This window comes from Enterococcus sp. SB12, from assembly GCF_030910025.2.
Lineage (GTDB): Bacteria > Bacillota > Bacilli > Lactobacillales > Enterococcaceae > Enterococcus_B > Enterococcus_B faecium.
This window is the reverse complement of record NZ_CP175675.1, coordinates 526,095-550,553: the sequence shown is the minus strand read 5'-3', so window position 1 is coordinate 550,553 and position 24,459 is coordinate 526,095. Positions and strand designations below refer to the sequence as shown.

General features: G+C 38.6%; 22 protein-coding genes and 5 pseudogenes. 12 read left to right on the top strand and 15 right to left on the bottom strand.

Annotated features, from left to right (window positions below):
* Position 1 precedes the first annotated feature (1 nt).
* Genes lacC through lacA form a run of 3 tightly spaced genes read right to left on the bottom strand, consistent with a single transcriptional unit; the run spans position 2 to position 1,902 of the window.
* Positions 2 to 934 carry a tagatose-6-phosphate kinase gene (lacC, locus tag RBL01_RS02640; protein ID WP_002290553.1) on the bottom strand — a complete coding sequence of 311 codons (933 nt, stop codon included), beginning with the start codon at positions 932 to 934 and terminating at the stop codon, positions 2 to 4.
* Positions 935 to 944: 10 nt separating this feature from the next.
* A complete protein-coding gene (gene lacB, locus RBL01_RS02635; RefSeq protein WP_002345825.1) occupies positions 945 to 1,460 on the bottom strand; it encodes a galactose-6-phosphate isomerase subunit LacB in 516 nt (171 codons plus the stop codon).
* 16 nt (positions 1,461 to 1,476) lie between these two features.
* The gene (gene lacA, locus RBL01_RS02630) at positions 1,477 to 1,902 is read right to left on the bottom strand and encodes a galactose-6-phosphate isomerase subunit LacA (protein ID WP_002290555.1); all 426 of its coding nucleotides are present in this window, start codon (positions 1,900 to 1,902) and stop codon (positions 1,477 to 1,479) included.
* Between the two features lie 488 nt (positions 1,903 to 2,390).
* Here lacA and RBL01_RS02625 point away from each other — a divergent pair, with 488 nt between their 5' ends.
* From RBL01_RS02625 to RBL01_RS02605, 5 genes and pseudogenes are all read left to right on the top strand, one after another.
* On the top strand, positions 2,391 to 3,158 hold the full coding sequence (locus RBL01_RS02625) for a DeoR/GlpR family DNA-binding transcription regulator (RefSeq protein ID WP_307781039.1): 768 nt from the start codon (positions 2,391 to 2,393) through the stop codon (positions 3,156 to 3,158).
* Positions 3,159 to 3,162: 4 nt separating this feature from the next.
* Positions 3,163 to 3,939, top strand: coding sequence for an HAD family hydrolase (locus tag RBL01_RS02620; protein ID WP_307781040.1), 777 nt, complete (start codon positions 3,163 to 3,165; stop codon positions 3,937 to 3,939).
* 68 nt (positions 3,940 to 4,007) lie between these two features.
* A protein-coding gene (locus RBL01_RS02615) for an IS3 family transposase (RefSeq protein ID WP_410779637.1) occupies positions 4,008 to 5,170 on the top strand; the annotation gives its coding sequence in 2 pieces (ribosomal slippage) (positions 4,008 to 4,284 and positions 4,284 to 5,170; 1,164 coding nt in all).
* A gap of 127 nt (positions 5,171 to 5,297) precedes the next feature.
* Positions 5,298 to 5,651 (top strand): annotated as a pseudogene (locus RBL01_RS02610) (transcriptional regulator); the annotation flags it as partial.
* A 50-nt stretch (positions 5,652 to 5,701) separates the two neighbouring features.
* Positions 5,702 to 6,841: a tyrosine-type recombinase/integrase gene (locus RBL01_RS02605; protein ID WP_307780977.1), complete on the top strand. Its 1,140-nt coding sequence runs from the start codon at positions 5,702 to 5,704 to the stop codon at positions 6,839 to 6,841.
* Between the two features lie 260 nt (positions 6,842 to 7,101).
* On the opposite strand, the pseudogene RBL01_RS02600 reads toward RBL01_RS02605, so the two are convergent.
* The 3 genes and pseudogenes from RBL01_RS02600 to RBL01_RS02590 all read right to left on the bottom strand — a co-directional run bounded on the left by RBL01_RS02600 (position 7,102) and on the right by RBL01_RS02590 (position 10,516).
* Positions 7,102 to 8,565, bottom strand: a pseudogene (locus RBL01_RS02600) (IS1182-like element ISEfa7 family transposase).
* 63 nt (positions 8,566 to 8,628) lie between these two features.
* On the bottom strand, positions 8,629 to 9,672 hold the full coding sequence (locus tag RBL01_RS02595) for a BMP family protein (RefSeq protein ID WP_002340328.1): 1,044 nt from the start codon (positions 9,670 to 9,672) through the stop codon (positions 8,629 to 8,631).
* A 160-nt stretch (positions 9,673 to 9,832) separates the two neighbouring features.
* Positions 9,833 to 10,516 (bottom strand): cyclic nucleotide-binding domain-containing protein, encoded by a 684-nt coding sequence (locus RBL01_RS02590; protein ID WP_002297859.1) that lies wholly within the window; start codon positions 10,514 to 10,516, stop codon positions 9,833 to 9,835.
* Between the two features lie 194 nt (positions 10,517 to 10,710).
* Between RBL01_RS02590 and RBL01_RS02585 the strand changes: the two genes are divergently transcribed.
* The 6 genes from RBL01_RS02585 to RBL01_RS02560 all read left to right on the top strand — a co-directional run bounded on the left by RBL01_RS02585 (position 10,711) and on the right by RBL01_RS02560 (position 16,459).
* Positions 10,711 to 11,640, top strand: a complete 930-nt coding sequence (locus tag RBL01_RS02585) for a phosphate/phosphite/phosphonate ABC transporter substrate-binding protein (RefSeq protein ID WP_002297858.1) — start codon at positions 10,711 to 10,713, stop codon at positions 11,638 to 11,640.
* 60 nt (positions 11,641 to 11,700) lie between these two features.
* The gene (gene phnC / locus RBL01_RS02580) at positions 11,701 to 12,492 is read left to right on the top strand and encodes a phosphonate ABC transporter ATP-binding protein (RefSeq protein WP_002297857.1); all 792 of its coding nucleotides are present in this window, start codon (positions 11,701 to 11,703) and stop codon (positions 12,490 to 12,492) included.
* Positions 12,464 to 13,243 (top strand): phosphonate ABC transporter, permease protein PhnE, encoded by a 780-nt coding sequence (gene phnE, locus RBL01_RS02575; protein WP_002297856.1) that lies wholly within the window; start codon positions 12,464 to 12,466, stop codon positions 13,241 to 13,243. Before phnC ends, phnE (RBL01_RS02575) begins: the two co-directional genes overlap by 29 nt.
* Complete coding sequence (phnE, locus tag RBL01_RS02570; RefSeq protein ID WP_005880282.1) at positions 13,240 to 14,022, top strand: phosphonate ABC transporter, permease protein PhnE; 783 nt, start codon at positions 13,240 to 13,242, stop codon at positions 14,020 to 14,022. The genes phnE (RBL01_RS02575) and phnE (RBL01_RS02570) overlap by 4 nt, the downstream gene beginning before the upstream one ends.
* Positions 14,023 to 14,024: 2 nt before the next feature.
* Complete coding sequence (locus tag RBL01_RS02565) at positions 14,025 to 14,828, top strand: metallophosphoesterase family protein (RefSeq protein ID WP_002297853.1); 804 nt, start codon at positions 14,025 to 14,027, stop codon at positions 14,826 to 14,828.
* Positions 14,829 to 14,911: 83 nt separating this feature from the next.
* The gene (locus RBL01_RS02560; protein ID WP_002297851.1) at positions 14,912 to 16,459 is read left to right on the top strand and encodes a bifunctional metallophosphatase/5'-nucleotidase; all 1,548 of its coding nucleotides are present in this window, start codon (positions 14,912 to 14,914) and stop codon (positions 16,457 to 16,459) included.
* A gap of 296 nt (positions 16,460 to 16,755) precedes the next feature.
* Here the strand turns inward: RBL01_RS02560 and RBL01_RS02555 are convergent, their stop codons facing one another.
* From RBL01_RS02555 to RBL01_RS02540, 4 genes and pseudogenes are all read right to left on the bottom strand, one after another.
* Positions 16,756 to 16,953: a hypothetical protein gene (locus tag RBL01_RS02555; RefSeq protein ID WP_002297850.1), complete on the bottom strand. Its 198-nt coding sequence runs from the start codon at positions 16,951 to 16,953 to the stop codon at positions 16,756 to 16,758.
* Between the two features lie 75 nt (positions 16,954 to 17,028).
* Positions 17,029 to 17,229 (bottom strand): ATP-binding protein, encoded by a 201-nt coding sequence (locus RBL01_RS02550; RefSeq protein WP_002297848.1) that lies wholly within the window; start codon positions 17,227 to 17,229, stop codon positions 17,029 to 17,031.
* Between the two features lie 119 nt (positions 17,230 to 17,348).
* Positions 17,349 to 17,561: pseudogene (locus RBL01_RS02545) on the bottom strand (transposase); the annotation flags it as partial.
* Between the two features lie 51 nt (positions 17,562 to 17,612).
* A pseudogene (locus tag RBL01_RS02540) lies at positions 17,613 to 18,738 on the bottom strand (IS3 family transposase).
* A 78-nt stretch (positions 18,739 to 18,816) separates the two neighbouring features.
* Here RBL01_RS02540 and RBL01_RS02535 point away from each other — a divergent pair.
* Positions 18,817 to 19,119 (top strand): annotated as a pseudogene (locus tag RBL01_RS02535) (site-specific integrase); the annotation flags it as partial.
* A gap of 95 nt (positions 19,120 to 19,214) precedes the next feature.
* Here RBL01_RS02535 and sufB read toward each other — a convergent pair.
* From sufB to sufC, 5 genes are read right to left on the bottom strand one after another with little or no spacing between them, the layout of a single operon-like run.
* Positions 19,215 to 20,606 (bottom strand): Fe-S cluster assembly protein SufB, encoded by a 1,392-nt coding sequence (sufB, locus tag RBL01_RS02530; protein WP_002287686.1) that lies wholly within the window; start codon positions 20,604 to 20,606, stop codon positions 19,215 to 19,217.
* Positions 20,607 to 20,610: 4 nt separating this feature from the next.
* Positions 20,611 to 21,081 (bottom strand): Fe-S cluster assembly sulfur transfer protein SufU, encoded by a 471-nt coding sequence (sufU, locus tag RBL01_RS02525; RefSeq protein ID WP_002287684.1) that lies wholly within the window; start codon positions 21,079 to 21,081, stop codon positions 20,611 to 20,613.
* Positions 21,068 to 22,303, bottom strand: a complete 1,236-nt coding sequence (locus tag RBL01_RS02520) for a cysteine desulfurase (protein WP_307780814.1) — start codon at positions 22,301 to 22,303, stop codon at positions 21,068 to 21,070. Before RBL01_RS02520 ends, sufU begins: the two co-directional genes overlap by 14 nt.
* Positions 22,300 to 23,586 carry a Fe-S cluster assembly protein SufD gene (gene sufD, locus RBL01_RS02515; RefSeq protein WP_002327410.1) on the bottom strand — a complete coding sequence of 429 codons (1,287 nt, stop codon included), beginning with the start codon at positions 23,584 to 23,586 and terminating at the stop codon, positions 22,300 to 22,302. The genes RBL01_RS02520 and sufD overlap by 4 nt, the downstream gene beginning before the upstream one ends.
* A gap of 12 nt (positions 23,587 to 23,598) precedes the next feature.
* Positions 23,599 to 24,372, bottom strand: a complete 774-nt coding sequence (sufC, locus tag RBL01_RS02510) for a Fe-S cluster assembly ATPase SufC (protein ID WP_002327676.1) — start codon at positions 24,370 to 24,372, stop codon at positions 23,599 to 23,601.
* Between the last annotated feature and the right edge of the window lie 87 nt (positions 24,373 to 24,459).

Sequence of the window (24,459 nt, the reverse complement as noted above, 5' to 3'; positions counted from 1 at the left end):
TTTATACCTCTTTTACTCCAATTTGTGAGTTTAGTGTTTCGTAATTAGTCATATTCACATGCCCTGTCATTGTTTCTTGAGCATTTAACATACCCAATGTCATCGCATGTTTTAATAAGTCAGCGTCACTTTTTTTACTATTTAAAGCTGATGCAATACCAGCTACCGTTGAGTCCCCTGATCCGACTGGATTAACAACTGGGATATCAGGAATATCTACCTTATAGAAAACATCACCATGTTTTGCAAAGGCACCGTTTCGACCTAATGAGACCACTATCCATTCGATACCACTAAAAAGTGACTCTTTAAGAACGTCTTTGAGTTCTTCAATATCTTTTGTTACTTCTTTTCCAAGCAACTGTGAAAGTTCCTCATTATTAGGTTTGATGGCAGTAGGTTTAGCCGACGATTTTAGAACTGTTTCAAGAGGTGCACCTGAACAATCCAAAACGACTGCTACTCCTTCATCCGAAGCAAGTTGGATAAGTTTTTCATAATAATCGTTGGGAAGTCCTGAAGGTAAACTTCCTGAAATTGTCACAACTTCTGATTGTTTAATAAGATTGCTATAGTGGTCAAGAAAGCCTTCTGCTTCTTCATGAGAAATTGTTGGTCCTTGTTCCAAAATTTCTGTTTGGTTACCCTCGTGTAAGATAGCAATACAGTTTCTAGTGTTTCCTGAGATTTTATAAAAAGCTGGACTAACAGGAGATTGTTCTAATTCGCTTTCAATAAATTCACCAATTTTACCACCTAAGAAACCTGTAGCAGTAACTTTATCACCAGATTCATACAAGACTCTAGTAACATTTAAGCCTTTTCCACCAGCTGTCTTACTAACATCTTTCACCCTATTCACTGTATCAATTTTCAATGTTTCTAGAGGATAAGAGATGTCTACTGAAGGATTTAGTGTGACTGTCAGAATCATTTGTTATACCTTAATCGTGGTAGTCACCACGGTCCCATCTTTCAAGGAATTCTGTAAAGAAATCTTCATCTGCTTGATGTGCATTATGTGTTTCAACGTGTTCGATTTTTGCAATCAATTTTTTATTTTCTTCTGTTGGTTTGTACTCAGCTTCAATGAAAGCTTCAATGATGTCATTCATAAGAAGACCACCAGTAATCATTCCACCGAAACCGATAACATTCGCATTTAACTCTTCTTTTGCATATATAGCTGATGTCATATCACGAACCAACGCTGAGCGAACACCTGGAACTTTATTGACTGCATTGTTAATGCCGACACCTGTACCACAGATACATACTCCCAAGTCTGCTTGACCACTTACTACTGCTTCACCGACTTTTTTACCATAGATAGGGTAGTGAGTACGTGCGTGGTCATATGTCCCGAAATCAAGGACCTCATGTCCTTTTGATTTCAAGAATTCTGATACTGCCATTTTTTCATCTGTGACAATGTGGTCACATCCAATTGCGATTCTCATTCCTTAACTCCTTTTCTTAACACATCTTGTTAAGCATATCTACTCGGATTTGATGACGTCCGCCATCATATTTACCATTGACGAAACCTTTAGCGATGTTTTTAGCAAGCTCATCACCGACTATTTCAGCGCCAACCGTAATCATTCGTGAATTGTTATGTCCACGTGTCATATAAGCTGAGCGTTCATCTGAAACTTCTGCTGCAACCATACCTTTAATTTTAGTTGCTACCATGAATGGACCAGCTCCATAAGCATCAATTACAATACCTAAGTTTTGCTCATCTTTATTTACTTCAGAGGCAACTGCCAAGGTAACATCAACAAAATCTTGTCCGTCCTTAGTCACATCAATTACCTCAAAACCTTCTTCTACAAGAAAATTTTTCACAACATCTTTTAATCTCGTACCTTTGAGATCTGCACCAACAACAATAGCCATTTTGACCACCTCCTAAATTTTAGAAAGAAATGCTACGTAGAAGTAGAAAACATTTTGCAAAATGTTCGAAAAAACGTTTCCACCATTCCTTTGTTTATATAATATCAAGCATTCAAACAAAAAGCAACACTTTTTTGTTTATTTTTTGTTTTTTTTATTTGTTTTTTTAAAAAATAGATAACACCGTTAAATTATTGTTCATTTTTGTTCATTTAATCCATCACAAAATGGACGTGAAATATCTATTCAAGTATTACAAAAGTCTTTTACTTTCTATAACTTACTGATTAAGAGGTCCTACTTTATTTTCGTCTTATACAAAATCTGACCTAAGCTAATATACGTCAATCCTCTGTTCTTATTTCATCATCTAACATTTGTTTTTGTTTGAAATTGTTTGTTTTACCTTGAAAATATTGTCTTTTATGATACAATTAAAAGAGAATTATCTTTGGAAAAAAATTACTTTATGAAAGAAGGGTCTTCATATGAACAAAAAACGACGATTAGAAAAAATTTTAGACATGTTAAAGATTGATGGGACCATAACCATAAAAGAAATAATAGATGAACTAGATATTTCCGATATGACAGCCCGTAGAGACCTTGATGCTCTAGAAGCTGATGGACTTTTAACACGTACTCATGGTGGTGCACAATTGCTTTCCTCTAAAAAGCCACTTGAAAAGACACATATCGAGAAGAAAAGTCTAAATACAAAAGAAAAAATTGACATTGCTAAAAAAGCCTGCTCTTTAATCAAAGATGGCGATACTATTTTTATTGGACCCGGAACTACACTTGAACAACTGGCATTAGAATTGAAAGGTCGTAAAGGTTATAAAATTCGTGTCATTACAAATAGTCTCCCTGTGTTCTTGATTCTAAAAGATAGCGAAACCATTGATTTATTGCTTCTTGGCGGTGAATATAGAGAAATAACTGGAGCTTTTGTAGGTTCAATGGCTTCGACAAATTTAAAAGCAATGAGATTTGCCAAAGCTTTTGTTAGTGCAAATGCTGTTACCCATAATTCTATTGCTACATATAGTGACAAGGAAGGTGTGATTCAACAACTTGCCCTAAACAATGCTGTAGAAAAATTCTTATTAGTAGACAGTACTAAATTCGATCGATACGATTTCTTTAACTTCTATAATCTAGATCAACTCGATACCATCATTACAGATAACCAGATTAGCCCTCAACACTTAGAGGAATTTAGCCAGTACACTACTATTTTAAAAGCGGACTAGAATTATGACTTATAAAAATATTGTTTTTGACCTTGATGACACTCTTTATGACCATCAACTCCCCTTTAAACGTAGCGTTGAGAAATGTTTTCCAACGATTGATATCCAACAAATAGATAACATTTACAAACGTTTCAGATATTGGTCTGATGTTGCTTTTCCTAAATACACGAAAAAACTCATCAGTATTGAGCAGCTTAGAATTTTTCGCTGTCAGAAGACTATGGAAGAATTTGGCATCGATAGTATTTCTAGGACAGAAGCTCTAGAATTCCAAGCTGACTATGAATATGAACTCGATCAGATTACGATGATTCCTGAGATACATCAACTACTGCTGGCTCTACATAAAAACCGCATCCAAATAGGTATTCTAACTAATGGCCCTGTTGACTTACAGAGTCGAAAACTCCAAAATATTGGTGCCTATCAATATTTTGAAAAGCAAAATATCATCATTAGTCAGTCCACTCACGGAGGAGCTGCAGAAAATAGCTATGAAGGTAATGTAAAAAACTTACAAAGTTACCGAAATGTCCAATTATCTAAAAGGGCTATAGAAATTCTTAAAGAGGAAATTGAGTTAAATCACCAACATATAAGATTCAATCCTGATTATAAAGATAATGGATGGATTTTTACTTCCAAAAGTCGTCATAAACCCGACTATAATGGAACACCTCTTCATTATAGTGTCCTTAACAATTTCCTCAACTCACCTGAAAATGGAAAATTAAATCGAAAAGGTAATCCAAAACGAGCAGGAATTGATATTGGATAGGCTACAATTAACTAGACAGAAAAATTAAGGTGTGTAGACTAGAAGAAAACATACCAGGAGGAATTTTTATGTCTAAGAGAACACGAAGAACTTTTTCACAAGAATTCAAGCAACAAATCGTCAATCTTTACTTAGCTGGAAAGCCACGTGTAGAAATCATTCGAGAATATGAACTAACGGCTTCAGCATTTGACAAATGGGTAAAGCAATCTAAAACGAGTGGTTCATTCAAAGAAAAAGATAATCTTACGCCTGAACAAAAAGAATTGTTAGAACTACGTAAAAGAAACCAGCAATTAGAAATGGAAAATGATATTTTAAAGCAAGCAGCGCTGATATTCGGACGAAGAGACAAGTAATCGATGCGAATAAGCATCTTTACCCTATATCAGCGATGTGCAGAATATTAGGTCTATCACGTCAGTCCTATTATTATCAATCAAAACCAAAGAAAGACGAATCAGAACTTGAAAAAGTAGTCGCTGAAGAATTTATCCGCAGCCGAAAGGCCTACGGCTCAAGAAAAATAAAAAAAGCCTTATCAAAACGAGGCATTCAGATCAGCCGACGAAAAATTAGTAGAATCATGAAAAATAGAGGATTAAAATCGAGCTATACTGTTGCTTATTTTAAAGTACATCATTCTACTTGCAATGAAGCCAAAACGACAAACGTATTGAATCGTAAATTCTTAAGAGACAGCCCATTAGAAGCGATCGTAACAGACTTGACTTATGTACGAGTCGGGAAAAAATGGAATTATGTCTGTTTCATTTTGGATCTGTTCAATCGAGAAATTCTCGGCTATTCTTGTGGAGAACATAAAGATGCCGTTCTAGTAAAAAAAGCATTTAGCCGTATCAAACAACCTCTGACAGAGGTTGAGATTTTTCATACTGATCGTGGAAAAGAGTTTGATAACCAAGCTATTGATGAATTATTAACAACTTTTGACATCAATCGATCATTGAGTCATAAAGGCTGTCCTTTTGATAATGCCGTAGCTGAATCAACTTATAAGTCGTTGAAAGTAGAATTTGTCTATCAATACACATTTGAAACCTTACAACAATTGGATTTGGAGTTATTTGACTATGTCAATTGGTGGAACCACCTTCGGTTGTACGGTACACTTGGCTACGAGACACCGGTTGGTTACCGTAACCAGAGATTGGCGCAGCGAATCCTTGATAATGAGCTCGGATGTGCTAACGCTAGCGAGGCAGTCTAACTTTAACTGTTAGCTCCTGCCGAAGATCGTCACATCCGAGGAGGCTCATTGTCAAGGACAATCGGAATAGCATACGGAAAGAAGTTCTGCACCTTATAAAATTTGTCAAAAAAACTGTTGCCATTCCAATCCTCTTATCGAAGAGTATGCTAGTCAAAAACACTCTATCTCTAAAGAGCTATTTTTCAAAAGAGCCAACAGTAGACTTCAAGATAAGATAAGAAATGGGGATTTCAAATACGGTGAAAAAGAAATACTGATTGATTCTTCAAAACAGCTATTAAACGAAATGGACTTAGCCTATCAAGATATTTCACAGTATTCATCTGTCGAGGATTTCTTTTATAAAATTACTAAAAACCAATTTGAAACAGAAAAATTTATTTCTGATCTTAGCAAAAAATACAATTTCCCATATGAGAAAAATAGTATAATCGCAAAATTTCTAACTAATAATCACGATAAATTTAAAAGCAATTGATTCTTCAAATAACTTCTCTACCTGCAATCATGAAGTAAGGAGAGAATCAAATGGCCACATTTTTTAGTTATAAATTACAAAATGGCGAAAAATATTGGGGATTTGAAACTTATTTAGGAAAAGATCCCAAGACTGGAAAAGATATACGTACAAAGCGTAGAAGATTCAAATCAAAAGCTGAGGCACAAATAGCACTTAATAGACTACTTGTAGACTTTAAAGAAAAACAAGAGTTTAAAATCAATGTTACAACTTTTCAAGAGTTATATGAATTATGGATTGATAACTACAGAACGAGAGTAAAACCATCTTCCGTTGCCGTTGCTCAACGTTTTTGCAAGAACCATATATTACCTGCTTTTGGGGAATTACGATTGGATAAAATAAGTGTTAGTTATTGTCAAAAACAGGTTAATGAATGGCACAAAACAATAAAACAATATGGTTTCTTGAGAAAAACAACTGCTCAAATATTTAAATTTGGAGTAGCAATGGAAGTCTGTAAAGATAATCCTATGTCTAAAACATTGCTTCCAAGAAAAATTGAAGACGAACAACCCTTGAAGTTTTATACGAAAGATCAATTACAACTATTTTTACAGAATACTAAAGAAAATAATTCAGTTAAACTGTACACTTTTTTCCGTTTATTAGCTTATACAGGAATGCGTAAAAGCGAGACATTGGCGCTTCAATGGGAAGATATAGACTATTTCAATAAAACAATAACAATTGGTAAAACTATCGCTCAAGACGAGTTTAATCAAGTAGTTCTACAAGTACCTAAAACTAAAAATTCATCAAGAACGATTCAGCTTAATGATTTTACACTTAAACAACTGCGTATTTGGCAACAAGAACAAATGAAAATAATGATCTTATATGGCTATAACACGAATTCACCAAAGCAGTTTCTTTTCACTACAAACACAAACAAGCTGTACTACCCCCAAGTAGTAAACGATTGGTTAGACTGGATTTACAAAAAGACACCGATGGAGCCTCAAATTACTCCACATGGATTTAGGCATACCCACTGTAGCTTATTGTTTGAAAGTGGTGCTTCGATAAAAGAAGTACAAGAACGATTAGGTCACAAAGATATTAAAACTACCATGAATATCTATGCTCATGTCACACCACAATCTATTAAGAAAACAGGTGACCGATTTTCAAAATTTATGGGCTAATAATTCCAAACGTAGCCAACTATTAAAATGCAAATAAAAAAATGCTCGAAACGCTTTAATATAAACGTTTCGAGCAATGAATTAGTTGTTATCCAACAGACCCTTCCATATAGATTTTTGAATTACACACTAGTTTAAACTAAAACAAACAAGGAAAAACTTACCATTTAATCATAAAATTAGCTCATATGAATATATTAGAATGTAAAATAGACTGGTCAAAATCTGGTCAAAAAAGAGGACTAATACAGGTAGTCCTCTCAGACTGTAGACAAAAGCTGTTCCAAACTCGTAACTCGAGCTTGGAACAGCTTTTTATCTACTTCGTTTCGAATTTTTGAACAAAAAAATAAAGGCTCCTTGCCTTTCCATAGCCAGGTGGCTAATTTCTTTAAATTCATTGCAGCAAACACTAGCATCGTATGCGTCGCGACTTTTTCCAAGCCTCGATACTTGGTCCAACGCATCCCATGCTTTTCTTTTGCATCCGCAAATATTCGTTCAATCGTTTGTTTCCGTTTTTTGTAAATTGATTTATTCAGATCTGTTAGGCGAAGATGTTCCACTTCATTCATCAGATCTCCCCAAACATGTCTCGTGATGACTCGTTGATGATTTTTACTTTTGGTACATTGGTTTAGCAGAGAACAGTTCACACATTCTTTTGGATTGGATTTGTATTCTCGGTACCCTTCTCGAGTAACCGTTGAAAAAGCGAGCATTTGATCTTGCGGACAAATATAACAATCAAAATACTCGTCATAGAGAAACTCATTTTTTGATAATAGCCCCTTTTTCCCTTTGGGCCTTGAATAAGGCAAACAAGGTCGAAGGTTCAAATGAGTCAAAAAGTGAGCAAACTTAGGTGTCTTATACCCAGCATCAGCGACAACACAATTGATTTCAGGAAAAAGTCTCTTCGATTGTTTGACGAGCTGAAAGGCGACTTAACTGTCATGAATATTTCCAGGAGTGATGATTGTGCTAAGAATAAATCCATTGTCGTCGCATGAAGTATGGGCAGAATAAGCAAATTGTTTTTCTCGTTCGCCTTTGACGTTGTAGCCGCTTTCCGGATCAGCTTTACTTATTTTTCTTTCTTTCAGCTTCACTTCCTTTTCTAAGTCCAAAGTAAAAGGGCGTTTTCCAGCCTCTATTCGTTGACGATTGATCTCATCTTCTAATTCATCCTGATAGGCTTTCGCTTCATCATGGGTCATTTCTTTCGTAAACTTATGTTTATTGGCGTTAGCTTTGATGTGGGTAGAATCCAGATACAAATTATCCTCTGTTACAAAACCTGCTTTAACTGCTTGTTCTAAAATATAGGCAAAAATATCCTCAAACACCGTCGTTTCTCTAAATCGGCGAACATAATTCTTTCCAAAAGTTGAGAAATGGGGGATTTTCTCTTCGAAGGAGTAGCCTAAAAACCAGCGGTAAGCGACATTGGTATCGACTTCCTTAATGGTTTGTCGCATGGAACGGATACCGAATAAATACTGAATAAACACCAATTTGATCAGAATCACTGGATCGATACTTGGGCGACCTAAATCGGAGCAAGTGGCTTCGACGATTGGATAAATAAATTCAAAATCAAGCACGGCATCAATCTTTCGAACGAGATGATCTTGAGGAACTAGATCATCAATCGTAAGCATCGCAAATTGATTTCTACCATTCGTATTGTTTTTAGACATCATAGCTATCACTCCTTGCATTCGTTTTCATAAATCTATTATAAAAGAAAAGACTGTAGACATCATCCATAAAATGGACTTTGTCTACAGTCTGAAATCACCACTGATGATTTTCTCTTTTGCGTCTGAAACTGCCTGATAGGCTTCCTCTGATAATTGTCCTTTTGTCAGATCTACCCCTTCTTCTTTCAAACCAAAGGTCAAATGCTTGCCGCCAGGAAATTTATCGTTATGAGAAGTTTCTGCAAATTCTTTGACTTCTGCACCGACATTTTTCTTTGTAGAAGTCAACGTGAAATTCCCTGTCTCGCCGTTCTCCATTTTATAATCCCCTTCATCCGCTTGATCGCGATCTACACCAATCACCCATACTTTTCTGCTATAGTCGTTTTCATTGCGGGCTTTTGCTTCTTGGAACACCCCAGCTCCAGTACTTCCTGCCGCCTGATAAAGAATATCGACTCCCTCTTTGTACATAGAAGCAGCAATAGCTTTTCCTTTATCTAGCGAATCATAGGATGCGGCATATTGTACGTTAACAGTAATTTCCTTGTTCAGTGCTGTGGCCCCTGCCTTAACGCCAGCTTCAAATCCGCTTTGGAAACGTTGGATCACGGGCCCTTCCATTCCACCAATAAAGCCTACTTGATCACTTTTTGTCGTATATGCGGCAGCTAGTCCTGCTAAATACGCACTTTCTTGATCTTTAAAGGTTGCTGATGAGATATTCTTTTTCCCAGTAATCTCACCATCTACCAAGGCAAATTTCAACTTTGGATTATCTTTAGCAGCATTTTCCAGTTCCTCTGCTTGCAAGTAGCTCAAGCTAATAATGGTGGTAAAGCCGTTTCTGATTGCCTGATCGATATTGGTACTGTTATCCTCTGGATTGTTCGTTTCTATATACGTAAAATCTTTTTTTGCTGTCAGCTTTTTCTCTTTTCCCCAAGCCTCTAATCCTTCCCAGCCAGCTTGATTGAAGGAGCGGTCATCAACCCCGCCAAATCCAAGAACCAAAGCGATTTTACTTTTCTCTTTTTCACTTTGCTTCTCCCCCTGAGACTGACTACAGCCGACTAACGTTACTAATGACACCAAAAACAACAATGAAACAAGTATTTTCTTCAAAATTTTTCTCCCCTTTTTATGTGTCTTGACACATTGAACTTTTAAAAGTATAGCATACCAATATATAGAACACTACTCTTCAACGAAGATTTTCCGTTTCCCAATTTCTCCACTATCAAAAAACCAGCAATCACTTCTGACTGCTGTTTTTTTATAGCTGTTATTCTGCTTTTACTGGACTACTTATATTCTCAGCTAAGTCCTCTAAAGCTTCGATATCATGAATCAAGTAATAATTCTTTTTCTTTTCGATAATATTCTCCTCACGAAAATTCGTGATTGTTCGTAAAAGATGTCGATAACTGACATTTAAGATTGAGGCGCAGGTGGTTAACCGAAATGAGAAACGTTCGTTTTCGTGATGGGTCAAAATAAACTTTGCTAAACGAGTTTCAACAGGTTCTGTCAGTGAGTTCGCCAAATTTATCCCGGAATTTAAACGATAACTTAGTAACTGGCAAATATTCTGCAAAAAGCGAACATCTTTTTGAAGCTGTGTTCGATATTGATTTAGCGGAATGCTGATACAGATGCACTTAGTCACTGCTTTAACGCTGCTTTTCGGCGATAATTCCCACAATGAAGAGGCTTCGCCGAGTGGTGTAGCGGGCTTTGCGTAATCGATGCAAATATTTTGTGTATCAGAAGAATACGAGTACACCATTACCGTCCCATCCACTAAAAAATACAAATAATCTGAGGTTTTTCCCGTTTGAATGAGGTGCTCTTCCTTTTCAAAAAAAAGTAAAGAAGCCATTGCCAATATATCTGAATCCATATAATCCTGCAGGTTGTGCTTCTCAACGTAAGCAGTTAATTGCTTCGTATCATGGATTTTTTTCATGAAATCGTCACCTCTAAGAAGTTTTTCTTTATTATAGCTTAGATTGTTTTTCGGCTCAATACGAATAATTATTTATAATTGTTTGTAAATTGTATGTAAAAGTTGTGTAAAATAGGACGTGCGTCACTTCATTGATTTTGATTCCCTGCTATGATTTAGACGTATTAGAAATTATATCCAACAGGAGGAGAAAAATGCAGTTCAAACAGTTAGCAAAAGGGTTCATCGGAGTCATGTTATTGACCACTTTGGCGGCCTGCGGTTCTGGGAATACAAGTAGCAGCTCAGAAAAAGAGAGCAAAGAAAAATTAGTTGTTCAATTCGTTCCAACAAACAATGATGGTAGTATGGAGGCAAAAGCAAAACCATTTGCTAAGTATTTATCGAAAAAGTTAGATCGTGAGGTAGAAGTGACGTTAGCTACTGATTATTCAACGATCGTCGAAGCGATGTCTTCTGGTCAAGTCGATGTCGGAATTATGCCGCCTGCAGCCTATGTTCAAGCAAAGGATGCTGGAGCTGCAGATGCAATCCTGACTTCTCAGCTCGGCGATTATGATCAAGAAACTGGCTTGCCATTAAAGGACAAACTTACGAACACCTTTAAAGGAGAAGTATTGGTTCGTGCCGATAGCGGATTGAATAAGTTAACTGATTTAAAAGGAAAAAATATCGCAACCTTAAGTCCTAACTCTGCTAGCGGCTACATCTATCCTGTCGCTGAATTGAAAGATGCTGGGATTGATCCTACTGCAGATACAAAGATGACCACTGTGAATGATATTCCGAGTGAGATTACCGCAGTGTTGAACAAGCAAATGGATGCGGCGTTTGTTTTTGAAGGCGCGCGAAATGTTTTTGCTTCGAATTTCCCAGATAATGATTTATTTAAGGATTTAAAAGTCCTGTACCTGACAAAAGGCGATATTCCGAATGACGCAATCGCTGTACAGCCTGACATGTCAAAAGATTTAAAAGCGAAAATTAAAGAGACCTTCTTAAATATGAAGGATGATAAAGATGGCAAAGAAGCAATGGCTTTGTGGGGGCATCAGGGCTATGAAGAAGCTGCTGATTCTGCCTATGACACGATCAGAGACTACACGAAAAAAGCAGCAGAATAAAACATCAGTAAGTGTCAGCAAGCTTTTTTTTGCTTACACTTAAAAAAATGGAGAAGGATAATGATTATTTTTGACAATGTTTCGAAGGTCTATCCCAATGGCGTTGTTGGCTTGAAGGATATTGACTTAACAATTGAAGATGGAGAATTTGTTTCCATCATAGGGTTGAGTGGTGCTGGAAAGAGCACTCTGCTGCGCAGTATCAATCGCTTGGCAGAAACCACCAAAGGAGATATTCGCATTAATGGAACCTCTATTACAAAAGCGAATAAAAAAGAGCTGCGACAGATTCGCCGCCAGATTGGTCTAATCTCGCAAAGCTTCAATCTGGTAAAGCGTAGTACGGTTCAGAAAAATGTGCTATCTGGACGTTTGGGCTATTACTCCACTTGGAAAAGTATTTTAGGTCTTTTTACGAAGGAAGACTACCAGCAGACAAAGGAAGCACTGGAAAAAGTTGGTTTGTCTGATAAATTGCAGACACGCAGTGATGAGCTCAGTGGTGGGCAACAACAGCGAGTATCCATTGCGCGAGCACTCGTGCAGCAAGCCCCCATTATTTTAGCGGATGAACCCGTTGCATCATTAGATCCAATCACGACTCAAAAGGTTATGATGGACCTAAAAAATATCAATCAAACGATGGATAAAACAGTCATTGTCAATCTGCATTCAGTCCCTCTGGCTCGTGAGTTTTCTACGCGTGTGCTCGCGTTAAAAGCTGCTCAGGTTGTCTTTGATGGTCGTCCAGACGACTTAACCGATGAACGCTTAGAGCAAATTTATGGCAATGCAATCTTTGAAGAAAAGGCAGGCGAAATCGATGAGCTTGAAAGAAACCGTTCACTTTAAATGGTATAAACACCTGCTTATTCTTCTGTTCTTAATTGTTTGTTTTCAAGGAAGTGCCTGGATCACGTCAGCTGATTTTTCTCAGGTTTTTCAAAACTCCAATCAAATGACTGTCTTTTTATCACGCTTCATTCATCCAGACTTTAGCTATTTACCTAAATTAGTCGAGCCTATGGTGAAAACACTTCAAATGTCTTTGCTTGGAACGGTCATTGGCTTAATTTTAGCGATCCCTGTTAGTTTTTTAGCGACCACTGTAGTGACAGAAAACCGTCTTCTTTCTACCATCTTTCGTTTTCTTTTAGGTTTAGTACGGACCATCCCTACCCTGCTTTTAGCCGCGCTTTTTGTTGCTGTGTTTGGAATTGGTGAAGCGACTGGCGTGTTGACTATCGCTGTCTTTACTTTTGGTATGGTGTCACAATTAATGTTTCAAGCAATTGAAACCATTGACTTTGGCCCGATTGAAGCCGCTGCGGCTGTTGGAGCAAATAAAATGCAAATCGCTATTTGGTCGATCGCTCCACAAGTTTTGAGTCAGTTTGCGAGCTATGCTTTTTACGCGTTTGAGGTGAATGTTCGTGCTTCTACTGTCCTTGGATATGTCGGAGCTGGTGGTATTGGCGTTATTCTAAATTCCTCACTTGCGCTTTTGAATTATGAACGAGTTTCAATCATTATTCTAACGATCCTAGTAACTGTCGCGATCGTTGATAAATTAAGTGAACGTGTCAGGAGGTCCCTGTTATGATGCTTCGTGAAATGAACAGAAGAACCCTTTTATCATTAGTTGCTTTAGTGATTCTCGTTATTTTGTCGGCCGCTACTCTGGATTACTCTGGATTAAGCACCTTCTCTCCTTCCATGGGAATGGACGTTTTGAGAGGGTTAGGTCAGCCTGATTGGCAGTTTCTATATGATGGCAGCGGCGAGGATTTGATTAGTTTGCTATTATTAACCATTGGAATCGCCTGTTTAGGGACAATGATCGCTACGGTATTAGCGATTCCCATTACCTTGATCAGTGCGGTTAACCTCTGGCAAGCACATCCATGGGTAACAAAAATTGGCAAGCTTATCTGTAATGTTTTACGAGCTTTTCCTGAACTAGTTTTTGCAATTATTTTTGTGAAAGTCGTCGGACCTGGCCCCTTTGCTGGTGTTATGGCGATTGGCGTCCATCAGATCGGAATGCTTGGAAAACTTTTTACAGAAGAAATGGAAGCGATGGATGAGCGACTTGTTGAAGAAATGCATGCGGTAGGAGCAAATTTTTGGCAAACGATTTTCTTTGTTCGCATCCCCTATTTGATGCCGATTTATTGTTCTTTAGCATTAAATCATTTTGAAATAGCGGTTCGTAGTGCGGCTACCTTAGGCTTAGTTGGCGCTGGCGGAATCGGTGCTCCATTGATATTCGCGATTCAAACTCGGTCTTGGAGCAAAGTGAGTATTATTTTGATTGGCGTAGTCGTAACCGTGTTTATTTTAGATCAAATAACCGGAATTATAAGAAAGAAATTGAGATAAGAATGAATATATTGCATATATCAGATATACACTTTCGCAGAGAGTATGAGGCTTGTGAAGAAGGCTATAAGGGAATGCTGGCTACGATGCAGAATCCCCTTATCCCTCTGGAGCAATGCATTCATCATCTCCTGCAGCAAACACCCTTGGACCTTGTGATTATCAGCGGAGATTTAACCGAAGATGGCGAAATAGACGATTATCGATACTTGAAGACTTGGCTGGAAAATGCGCTAGGAGAAACGACGATTCTTGTTACTCTAGGCAATCACGATATCAAAGAACATTTTTGGGTAGGCTGGTGCGATGAAGCCGCCTCTTCTGCCCCGTACAACCAGATAGTCAAATATCCTGAGTTTACAGTGATTTCCTTTGATAATTCAAGCTATGGATACGCAGATGGTATAGTGGACGATCAGCAATTTCAATGGCTGAAAAAAGCCTTAGAGCAAGAAAAAGACCAACCGATTTTCTTGGTCACCCATCATCATCTACTGTCTCACCAAAGCAGTATACCAAAATGGCCTGGTACCGAACGTTTCTTGAAGCTAATCGCACCTTACGATATTCGCTGTATCCTAAACGGTCATACCCATCACACATTTACTGATGAAATTAATGGGATCCCCTATTTTACTGTATCGAGTATGTCCTTTGTTGGTGAAGATGAAGGCGATGGCTTCGTACGCTTTGAAGAACGTCATGGGTATAACCTTTATCATCTCGATCAAGGAAGGATTGTTCGCCAGACAACAGAAAACTTTATTCCAGGCAACATTTTAAAAACACTTCAAATGAAGGATTAAGGCATTATAAATCAAAAAAAGAGACCGAACAGCTGAATACGCTTCGGTTTTTCTATTTTGAGTCAGCTAAAGGAGCACGCAGAATGAACATTACGTTTTTAGAGACAAGTGATATGCATGGCTATGTTTCACCAACAGACTATTCCGGCAGAACCGATCTGGCCTTAGGAACGGCTAAAGTATCGTCGAAACTGAAGGAATTACGGGCAAAAGCAGATGGACCGGTAATTACGATCGAAAATGGTGATTTCATCCAAGGGTCTCCTTTGAGTTATTATCTTGCTAAAGAATATGGTTCAGCCAAAGAGCTTACAGACTTGATTAACCAAATGAGCTATGATGTTCAAGTGTTGGGAAATCATGAGTTTAACTATGGTGTGGATTATCTCGAGGAAGCGATTAAGAATTATCAAGCGCCTATATTAGGAGCCAATATGGTGAACAAAAATGACCAACCATACTTTGGAAACGCCTATAAGATTATCGAAAAGGTGGGTGTAAAAATTGCTATCTTGGGATTAACGACACAATACATTCCTCACTGGGAAAAGCCAGAAACCTTAGCAGGAATTACGTTTAAGAGTATCGTCGAAACAGCAAAAGAATATGTTCCTCTATTAAGGAAACAAGCAGACTTGGTAATCGTTAGTTACCACGGCGGATTTGAAAAAGACTTGTTAACCGGTGAGGACACAGAAGCGCTAACTGGAGAGAATGAAGGCTACGAGCTATTGCAGCAGGTTGAAGGCATTGACGCCCTTTTCACCGGTCATCAGCACCGGAAAATTGCTGAAACGGTTCATGGTGTTCCCGTTGTTCAACCAGGCTATCGTGGCGAGTTCATCGGTGAAATTCGTCTTACCGTCGAGAAAAAAGAGGGGCAAGTGGTTGTTACAGATCACCAGGTTGCTTTACACTCAGTTGAAAAATCAGAGCCTGATCCAGAAATTCTTGCAGCGATCGTACCGGTAGAAGAAAAACTAGAGAAATGGTTGGATCAACCCTTAGGTAAAGTGAACGGAAATATGCGTATTAATGATCCGATGCAGGCTCGTCTTGAGGAACATCCCTATGTAGAGTTTATTAATCGTGTACAATTATTTGCCAGCGGCTCAGAGATTTCTGGAACTGCGTTATTCAATAATGAAGGAAAAGGCTTTGGTGAGACGATCACGATGCGGGACGTCATCACCAACTATATTTATCCGAATACTCTGGCAGTGATTCAAATAAATGGTGCAGATTTGAGAGCGGCGTTGGAGCAGACCGCAAATTATTTAGCTGTAGAAAATAACCAAATCGTATTCAATCCAGCCTTTATTCAGCCTAAGCCCCAGTACTACAATTATGACATGTATGAAGGGATTCAGTACACTATTGATATGAAACAGCCTGTTGGACAACGGATTACCGAACTTCGTTTTAAAGGTCACCCCGTTCTTCCGCAACAAATGCTGGAAGTGGTGACAAATCAATATCGGGCAATCGGCGGAGGAAATTATGCGATGTTTGGTGCGGAGAAAATTGTCCGAGAAATCCAAATCGACATGACCGAATTAATTGCCGACTATTTGAATATTCACCCACGCATCGAAGCAAAAGTGAATCATAATTTTCAAGTGATTTTGTAGTATATAAATAAAAAATTCAAAAAGGTGTGAGCAGTTTTTTGCCCACACCTTTGTTATGCCAAATTGTTAGGCTGTCTGATTTCCATCCAGCCATTCTTTAGCCAGCGATCTACCTCATCAAAACAAAAAATTTTCCTCTGATGGTTCCTTAAATAAGACTATTTTGATCCTTTTTCCATGAATAAGATTTTGCATCAGACAATACTTCATTTCTGAAAAAGTTGCGGCACCAATATAGCCTAATACCCCTTTCCGATCTTGATTAAATACAAAAAATAAATCCGCTGCTGCGATATTTAAAAAAAAGTCGTCAAGATTTCTGGATACTCTTTGTCTAGGATCGGACATGAGCGAGGATAATCAATTAATTCAATGCCTTTTTTACTGAAATCTTTTTCCATATCTCGATATTCTTCTTGGAAAACAATACTTCCAGAAATAACAGCTTTCACAAAATTGGCCTCCATTTTTTTATTTTTCAGACACTCCACCATACCGGATACCTCTCAAAGAAAAGACATAGCAAAAATCAATAGCAGCTATCTCTCCACGGTTTTTTACTGGTAATTTTATTTTTCTTTTGGAAATTGTATCAGGAAGGTCGTTCCTTCATTTTTTCGGCTGGTCACTTCAATTGAACCGTGGTGCAGGCGCACTAGTTCCTTCACGATTGATAATCCAAGACCTGACTCGCCTATCTTTGTATTTTTACTTGACGGATCGGCTTTATAATAGCGATCCCAAATGTTTTTTTGTTCCTCTTCAATCATGCCGATGCCATTGTCCTCGACAGTAATAAATACAGGCTCTTTGTCAAATGATGTTGGTAAAGAGAAATCTTAGAATAATTTGGACAGAACAGAAAGAAGAAACTCTCTTTCTGTTCTGTTTATTTGGTTAAAAATGTTTTGCCATGACGAATCATGATCCGTAGTTTGAAATTGTAAAAGCTGCGAAAGCCGTACGCATTGCGTTTTAATACTTTGATGTGGTTGTTTAAACATTCCAATGGTCCATTTGAATAGCTGTAGTGAAGCGCATTTTGGATCTGTGGCAGAAACTTTTTAAACGTTCGTAAAGTGGTTGTATAGGTTTCAGGAAGACCGCTGACTGGATTTGAGTCAATATCTTGGACACATTTTAGTAGAGACGGTTAAGCCATTTTTTCTTTTGCTAATTCTTCAAATTCCTGTGGGGTTAGATAGTGAATCGAGCTATGGATTCGATTTCGGTTATAAAATCCTTCAATGTAGCTAAATAGCGCTCGATTTGCTTCTTCAAAATCTGAGTAGCTAGTCGTGTAGACTTCTTCTTTTTTCAATGAGGCATGGAAAGATTCGATTCCAGCATTATCATAAGGTGTTCCTTTTCTACTATAAGAATGCCTTATTTTGTTGGTTTTAAGCCATCGTTCCACTTCTCTTGCTGTGTATTGGCTGCCCAAGTCAGTGTGTAGAATCATTCCTTCTGGAATGTGATAATGTATTTTTGCTTTATTCAATGTTTGAATGACACAATCCACAGTCATTCGTTTTGAAAATGTATAACTAATAATTTTTTTCGTGTGTAAATCCATGATTGAAGATAAGTAACACCAACCATTTTTCTTAGTAGGAATGTACGTAATGTCAGCTGCCCATTTCTCACAGATCGTTTCAGTAGAAAAGTCCTGATTTAAGAGATTCTCTTTTGAAATGATCGGTTTATTAGACCTTTGAGGTCTATATTTTTTAACTACAATCGACCTTAAATTTAATTGTTTCATTAGCTTTTGGACATGTTTAAGAGATACTGAAATCCCTTCTTTTAATAAAACTTGATGGATCTTTGTGGCACCATAGCGTTGTTTATTCGTAAAAAAATTGTTGAAATCTTCTTTTTCAACTTATTATTTCTGATTTCTGTAGCTGTCAACGGTTTATTCTTATAAAAATAATAGACACTTCTAGGGATTTCTAATAACCGACATAACAAAGAAACAGTGTAATCCTTACACCATTTTTCAATAAATTGAACAAGCGAATTTAGGTTTTCCGAGAGAATATGGCTGCGGCTTTTTTTAAGATTTCAAGTTCCTCATTTAAACGAGCATTTTCTTTTCTCAGTTCAGCTACTTCTTTTCCAGTCAGTCCTGTGGACTGATCAGGTAAATATAAATTCTTCCATTTGTAAATCGTTGCTTCAGATAAGCCATATTCTTTCGCTAACCCTCGAACAGAACGTCCAGTTTGATTCAGTTCAACAATCATTTGTTTAAAATTTTCTTCATATCGGGTCATAAAAATTCATCCTCTCGTAGATAAGTTTAATTTATTCTTGTCTCTACGAAAAGCTGTCTAAGATTTGATACTAACACCAATACTAGCTCTAAAGAGCAACATGTTTTTACAACAGTTAAAAACACTCTATACATTCCAAACACTGTTAATGATTGGTTAAGATATATTTTGAAAAAATATAACTTGCCTCGTATTACACCTCATGGGTTTAGACATACACATGCTAGTTTATTATTAGAAGCAGGAGAATCTGTCAAGGTAGTTCAACAACGATTAGGGCATGAAAATAGTAAAGTGACATTAGACATCTATGCACATATTACAAATAATGCACCTAAGAAAACAGGTCAAGACTTTGCTGATATGATGGCTCATCAGTAAAAGAGCTGGTCAAAAGCTGGTCATTTCTAGTATACAGGCAAAACAAAAAAAGCTAGAAACCTTATATATCAAGGGTTCTAGCTCCTATAACAGGTTTAACCCACACTGCCTTCCATCTCATAACTGATCAATCGGTTGAGTTCGACTGCATATTCCATTGGAAGTTCTTTGGTGAATGGTTCAACAAAGCCCATGACGATCATTTCAGTTGCTTCAGATTCGGTCAGGCCTCGGCTCATCAGATAGTAGAGTTGTTCTTCTGAGATTTTTGAGACTTTGGCTTCGTGTTCTAAAGAGACTTGGCTGTTGTGGATCTCATTAAATGGGATCGTATCGGATTTCGACCATTCGTCCATGATGATTGTGTCACATTCGATATGAGAGATCGAACCCGCACTGTTTTTGGCGAAGGTTACTTGTCCTCGATAGTTTACTTCTCCGCCGTCTTTTGAGATTGATTTAGAGACGATAGAGCTAGATGTATTTGGTGCATTGTGGATCATTTTTGCACCCGTATCTTGGATTTGGTTTGCTCCTGCAAAGGCGATGGAGAGCATGGTGCCTCGTGCGCCTTTTCCATCTAAGTAAACACTTGGGTATTTCATCGTTGTTTTTGCACCTAGGTTTCCGTCAATCCATTCAACGGTTGCGCCTTCGTATGCTTTTGCTCGTTTGGTTACTAAGTTGTACACATTGTCTGACCAGTTTTGGATCGTTGTGTAACGGCAATACGCATCTTTTCTTGTAAAGATTTCTACGATGGCGGCATGCAGACTATTACTTGAATAAGTAGGTGCCGTACAACCTTCGACATAGTGGATGCTTGCTCCTTCGTCAACGATGATCAGCGTACGTTCGAATTGTCCCGTGTTTTCCGCATTGATCCGGAAGTAAGTTTGTAATGGAACATCGACTTTGACGCCTTTTGGCACGTAAATAAAGGTGCCACCTGACCATACGGCTGAATTCAGCGCTGCTAATTTGTTGTCAGTTGGCGGTACAAGTTTTGAAAAGTACTCTTTGAATAATTCAGGGTATTCTTTCAAAGCAGAGTCAGTGTCAGTAAAGACGATTCCTAACTTTTCGAATTCATCTTTCATATTATGGTACACGACTTCTGATTCATATTGTGCGGAAGCACCGGCTAGATAAGCTCGTTCTGCTTCTGGGATACCAATCTTTTCAAATGTATCTTTGATTTTTTCTGGTACGTCTTCCCAGTCACGAGCGGGTTTGTCACTTGGTTTTTGGTAATATTTGATGGCATCGAAATCGATGTCTGAAAGGTCGGGGCCCCATGTTTGCATTGGCATTTTGTTAAATGTTTCTAGAGATTTCAGACGGAATTCAAGCATCCATTCTGGTTCGCCTTTGATTCTTGACATCTCACGGATCACTTCTTCTGTCAAGCCTTCTCCTGTACTGAAAACCGGTTCGACATCATCGTGAAACCCGAATTTATATTCTTCTAATTCTGGTACGCCCATGTTCTCACTCCTCTTCCTTGTGGTAATGATGGAAAGCTGCGGTACCATCGTTTTCCATTGCTTTTCCTAGTGCTTTCCAGGCAAGTGTCGCACATTTGATCCGAGCTGGAAATTTAGCTACACCACCAAGCATAGCAGCATCGCCTAATTGGTCGGGATCTTTGACTTCTTTTCCTTGGACAAGCTGTAGAAAGTCTACAGTTAAATGTTCTGCTTCTTCTATTGATTTTCCGATGACGGCGTCTGTCATCATCGAGGCACTTGCCGTACTGATGGAGCAGCCACTGCCGTCAAAGGCGATATTTTTGATGATTCCGTCTTTTACATCGACTTGCAATTCGATCACATCTCCACATGTGGGGTTGTTCAATTCGATCTTACTTGTCGAGTCAGTCAAGCTTCCACGATGATGCGGATGGGAAGAATGATCCAAGATCACTTGACGGTATAAATTGTCTAATTTAGATAGTCCCATGCTGGAAAAACTCCTTTGTTGCCATGATTGCTTCAACTAAACGGTCGGCGTCTTGCGTTGTGTTGTAGAAATAAAAGCTCGCGCGAGCAGTCGCTGATACTTCAAGGTACTTCAATAGCGGTTGCGCACAATGATGACCTGCTCTGACGGCTACCCCTTCCATGTCTAAAGCTGTCGCGACATCATGGGGATGTAACCCATCCAAATTGAATGCAACGACTCCTGTCCGAAAATTCGGGTCTTGTGGACCATAAACAGTCAATCCATCAATTGCTTGTAATTTTGGCAACACATAAGCGGCTAGTTCTTCTTCATATCGATGGATATTGTCCATGCCGAGTTCTTGCAAATAATCGATTGCATGGCCTAATGCGATAGCGCCGGCGATATTTGGTGTCCCTGCTTCGAATTTCCAAGGTAGTTCTTTCCATGTACTGTCGTATAATTTGACAAAATCGATCATTTCGCCACCAAATTCAACAGGTTCCATTTCTTCTAACCATTTTCGTTTACCATATAAAGCACCAATACCTGTTGGTCCGCACATTTTGTGTCCGCTGAAAGCAAAGAAATCACAGTCTAGTGCTTGGACATCAATGGCCCTGTGCGGGGCAGATTGAGCACCATCTACTACGATGACCCCGCCGTTTTCATGGACAAGTTCAGCTAATTCTTGAACAGGATTGATGACACCTAAGACATTGGATACATGAGCAATGGAGACGATTTTGGTTTTGTCCGTAATCTTTTTCGCTGCATCCTCCATATCCAGGAAGCCTTCTTCTGTTAGTTCGATATATTTCAAGACAGCACCTGTTCGTTTTGCCAACTGCTGCCACGGGATAACATTAGAATGATGTTCCATGTAAGAGAGCACTATCTCGTCTCCTGCTTTGATATAGCGGTCGCCGAAGCTTCTGGCTACCCAATTCAAGCTTGTCGTCGTACCTCGAGTAAACAGCACTTCTGCTGTTTCTTTTGCATGGATGAACGCCCGTACTTTTTCTCTTGCTTGTTCATAATCATGGGTCGCGCGTTCTGCTAACGTATGGACACCGCGATGAACATTGGCGTTATCGTGTTCGTAATAGTGCGCTAATGCCTGGAGTACTTGTTTTGGCTTTTGGGTCGTCGCTGCATTATCCAGATAAACTAAAGGTTCATCATTGACGTCTTGAAATAAGATAGGAAAATCATTGCGTAGCTTTTTAGCATCGATCATCCATTCAACTTCCCTTCGATTACTTCGACTAATTCTTTCCGAACTTGTTCTACAGGGATTGCTGTTAAGACAGAACCGAGGAATCCTCGAATCACTAAGCGCTCTGCTTCTTCTTTATGCAATCCTCGACTCATCAGATAGTACATTTCTTCTGGATCAACTCGTCCTACACTGGCAGCATGTCCAGCAGTTACTTCGTTTTCATCGATCAAAAGAATAGGATTCGCATCACCACGTGCTTTATCAGAAAGCATCAAGACACGACTTTCTTGTTGGGCATCTGCACCTTTTGCCCCTTTCAAGATGTGGCCGATACCATTAAAGGTCAATGTTCCTTTTTCTCGGATCACTCCGTGTTGCAAAATATGCCCGATCGTATGAGGGGCTTTATTGGTTACTCGCGTATCGATTCCTTGGATTTGTCTGCCCGAGCTGATTGCCACGATTTTGACTTCTGCGTGTGCACCTTCTCCTGCTAAATCTGAGTCAAAGTCAGCGATCACATGACCGTCATTCATGACACCAATTGCCCAGTCGACAGAAGCATCTCGTAAAATGTGCCCACGGCGATTCATATAAGAAGTAATATTTTCTCCTAATTGATCTACGGTTGAATATTTGATTTTTGAACCAGCTTTAGCGATGACTTCCACGATGATATTACCTGATGATTTTGCTACTTGTTCTTTGGTTGTCTGGAAACGTTCCAGATAAGAAAATTCACTATGTTCATCTGCCACGATCAACACATGCTTGAAGAAGTGCTCATCGGATGCGCCATCTTGAATGAATAAGGACTCGAGTGGTTCATCGATCACGACATTTTTAGGCACATACAGGAAAATACCGCTGTTCATAAAAGCTACATGGAGTGCAGTCAATTGGTCTTCGTTCATGTTTACTGCTTTTTTCATATAATATTCTTGGACTAGTTCTGGATATTCGATCATTGCAGTGAACAAGTCGGTAAAAATGACTCCTTTTTCTGCTAATTCCACAGGCAGTTGTTCAAAAATCGTCCATGAACCTTGTTGGACAAGCACAGGATTGTCTTTCATTGCATCAAATGCCGGAATCGTGCCTGTTTCACTGATGGTTTGTGTTTCTTTCACATCAAATAACGACCAGCGATGGAATTTCACCCGATCGATATGCGGCAATGGCAGTTCATCTGCTTTCGCTAGTGCGTCTTGACGGAAGGTTCTCATCCAATCAGGTTCTCCTTTACTTAAAGAAAAATCATTTACCGCGTCAAGATAATCGAGCCAGTTTTTTTCTTTCATTCTTGCTCCCCCTTACGCTTCTTCTTCTTTATAGTCGATTCCTAATTCTTTACTGATACCAGCGTAGCCTTCTGCTTCCAGACGTTTAGCTAGGTCAGCATTCCCTGTCATGACTACTCGGCCTTCCATCATGATGTGAACGACATCAGGTGTGATATAGTTCAATAATCGTTGATAGTGGGTGATGATCAATGCACCGAAATTGTCTCCGCGCATTTCATTTACTCCTTTAGCAACGACTTTCAAAGCATCGATATCCAGACCTGAATCGATTTCGTCTAAAATTGCAAATGTTGGTTCTAACATCAACAATTGCAGGATCTCATTCCGTTTCTTTTCTCCGCCAGAAAAACCTTCGTTCAGATAACGTTCAGCCATTTCTTCTGGCATATTTAGTAAAGCCATTTTTTCATCTAACTTTTTCAAAAATGCCATAACAGAAATTTTGTCGTTTTCATCACGTTTCGCATTGATCGCTGCACGCATGAATTCCGCATTCGTGATACCTGGTATCTCACTTGGATATTGCATAGCTAAAAATAAGCCAAGTCGCGCACGTTCATCTACTTCCAAGTCTAAAACATTTTTCCCGTTAAACAAAATTTCGCCTTCTGTTACTTCATAGTTTGGATTGCCCATGATAGCGGCAGATAAGGTAGATTTTCCTGTGCCGTTAGGTCCCATGATGGCATGGATTTCTCCGGTTTTCATTGTTAGGTTTACGCCTTTAAGGATTTCTTTTTCCTCGATCGACACATGTAGATTTTTTATTTCTAAGACAGACATGCATTATACCCCCAAATTCTCTTTCGTTCTCACTCATTTTAGACTAATTGAGAATGAAGCGCAATGACCTTCCTTACTAAAATCAAA

What these genes read in the sequence shown, in the direction of transcription:
- sufD (WP_002327410.1), bottom strand. Translation starts at nt 23,586, where the DNA reads ATGAAAGAAAAAAACTGGCTCGATTATCTTGACGCGGTAAATGATTTT.
- RBL01_RS02565 (WP_002297853.1), top strand. Translation starts at nt 14,025, where the DNA reads ATGAATATATTGCATATATCAGATATACACTTTCGCAGAGAGTATGAG.
- phnE (WP_002297856.1), top strand. Translation starts at nt 12,464, where the DNA reads ATGAGCTTGAAAGAAACCGTTCACTTTAAATGGTATAAACACCTGCTT.
- phnC (WP_002297857.1), top strand. Translation starts at nt 11,701, where the DNA reads ATGATTATTTTTGACAATGTTTCGAAGGTCTATCCCAATGGCGTTGTT.
- phnE (WP_005880282.1), top strand. Translation starts at nt 13,240, where the DNA reads ATGATGCTTCGTGAAATGAACAGAAGAACCCTTTTATCATTAGTTGCT.
- RBL01_RS02620 (WP_307781040.1), top strand. Translation starts at nt 3,163, where the DNA reads ATGACTTATAAAAATATTGTTTTTGACCTTGATGACACTCTTTATGAC.
- RBL01_RS02590 (WP_002297859.1), bottom strand. Translation starts at nt 10,516, where the DNA reads ATGAAAAAAATCCATGATACGAAGCAATTAACTGCTTACGTTGAGAAG.
- lacB (WP_002345825.1), bottom strand. Translation starts at nt 1,460, where the DNA reads ATGAGAATCGCAATTGGATGTGACCACATTGTCACAGATGAAAAAATG.
- RBL01_RS02560 (WP_002297851.1), top strand. Translation starts at nt 14,912, where the DNA reads ATGAACATTACGTTTTTAGAGACAAGTGATATGCATGGCTATGTTTCA.
- RBL01_RS02520 (WP_307780814.1), bottom strand. Translation starts at nt 22,303, where the DNA reads ATGATCGATGCTAAAAAGCTACGCAATGATTTTCCTATCTTATTTCAA.
- RBL01_RS02605 (WP_307780977.1), top strand. Translation starts at nt 5,702, where the DNA reads ATGGCCACATTTTTTAGTTATAAATTACAAAATGGCGAAAAATATTGG.
- RBL01_RS02555 (WP_002297850.1), bottom strand. Translation starts at nt 16,953, where the DNA reads ATGGTGGAGTGTCTGAAAAATAAAAAAATGGAGGCCAATTTTGTGAAA.
- RBL01_RS02625 (WP_307781039.1), top strand. Translation starts at nt 2,391, where the DNA reads ATGAACAAAAAACGACGATTAGAAAAAATTTTAGACATGTTAAAGATT.
- lacC (WP_002290553.1), bottom strand. Translation starts at nt 934, where the DNA reads ATGATTCTGACAGTCACACTAAATCCTTCAGTAGACATCTCTTATCCT.
- sufB (WP_002287686.1), bottom strand. Translation starts at nt 20,606, where the DNA reads ATGGGCGTACCAGAATTAGAAGAATATAAATTCGGGTTTCACGATGAT.
- sufU (WP_002287684.1), bottom strand. Translation starts at nt 21,081, where the DNA reads ATGGGACTATCTAAATTAGACAATTTATACCGTCAAGTGATCTTGGAT.
- RBL01_RS02550 (WP_002297848.1), bottom strand. Translation starts at nt 17,229, where the DNA reads ATGATTGAAGAGGAACAAAAAAACATTTGGGATCGCTATTATAAAGCC.
- RBL01_RS02585 (WP_002297858.1), top strand. Translation starts at nt 10,711, where the DNA reads ATGCAGTTCAAACAGTTAGCAAAAGGGTTCATCGGAGTCATGTTATTG.
- sufC (WP_002327676.1), bottom strand. Translation starts at nt 24,372, where the DNA reads ATGTCTGTCTTAGAAATAAAAAATCTACATGTGTCGATCGAGGAAAAA.
- lacA (WP_002290555.1), bottom strand. Translation starts at nt 1,902, where the DNA reads ATGGCTATTGTTGTTGGTGCAGATCTCAAAGGTACGAGATTAAAAGAT.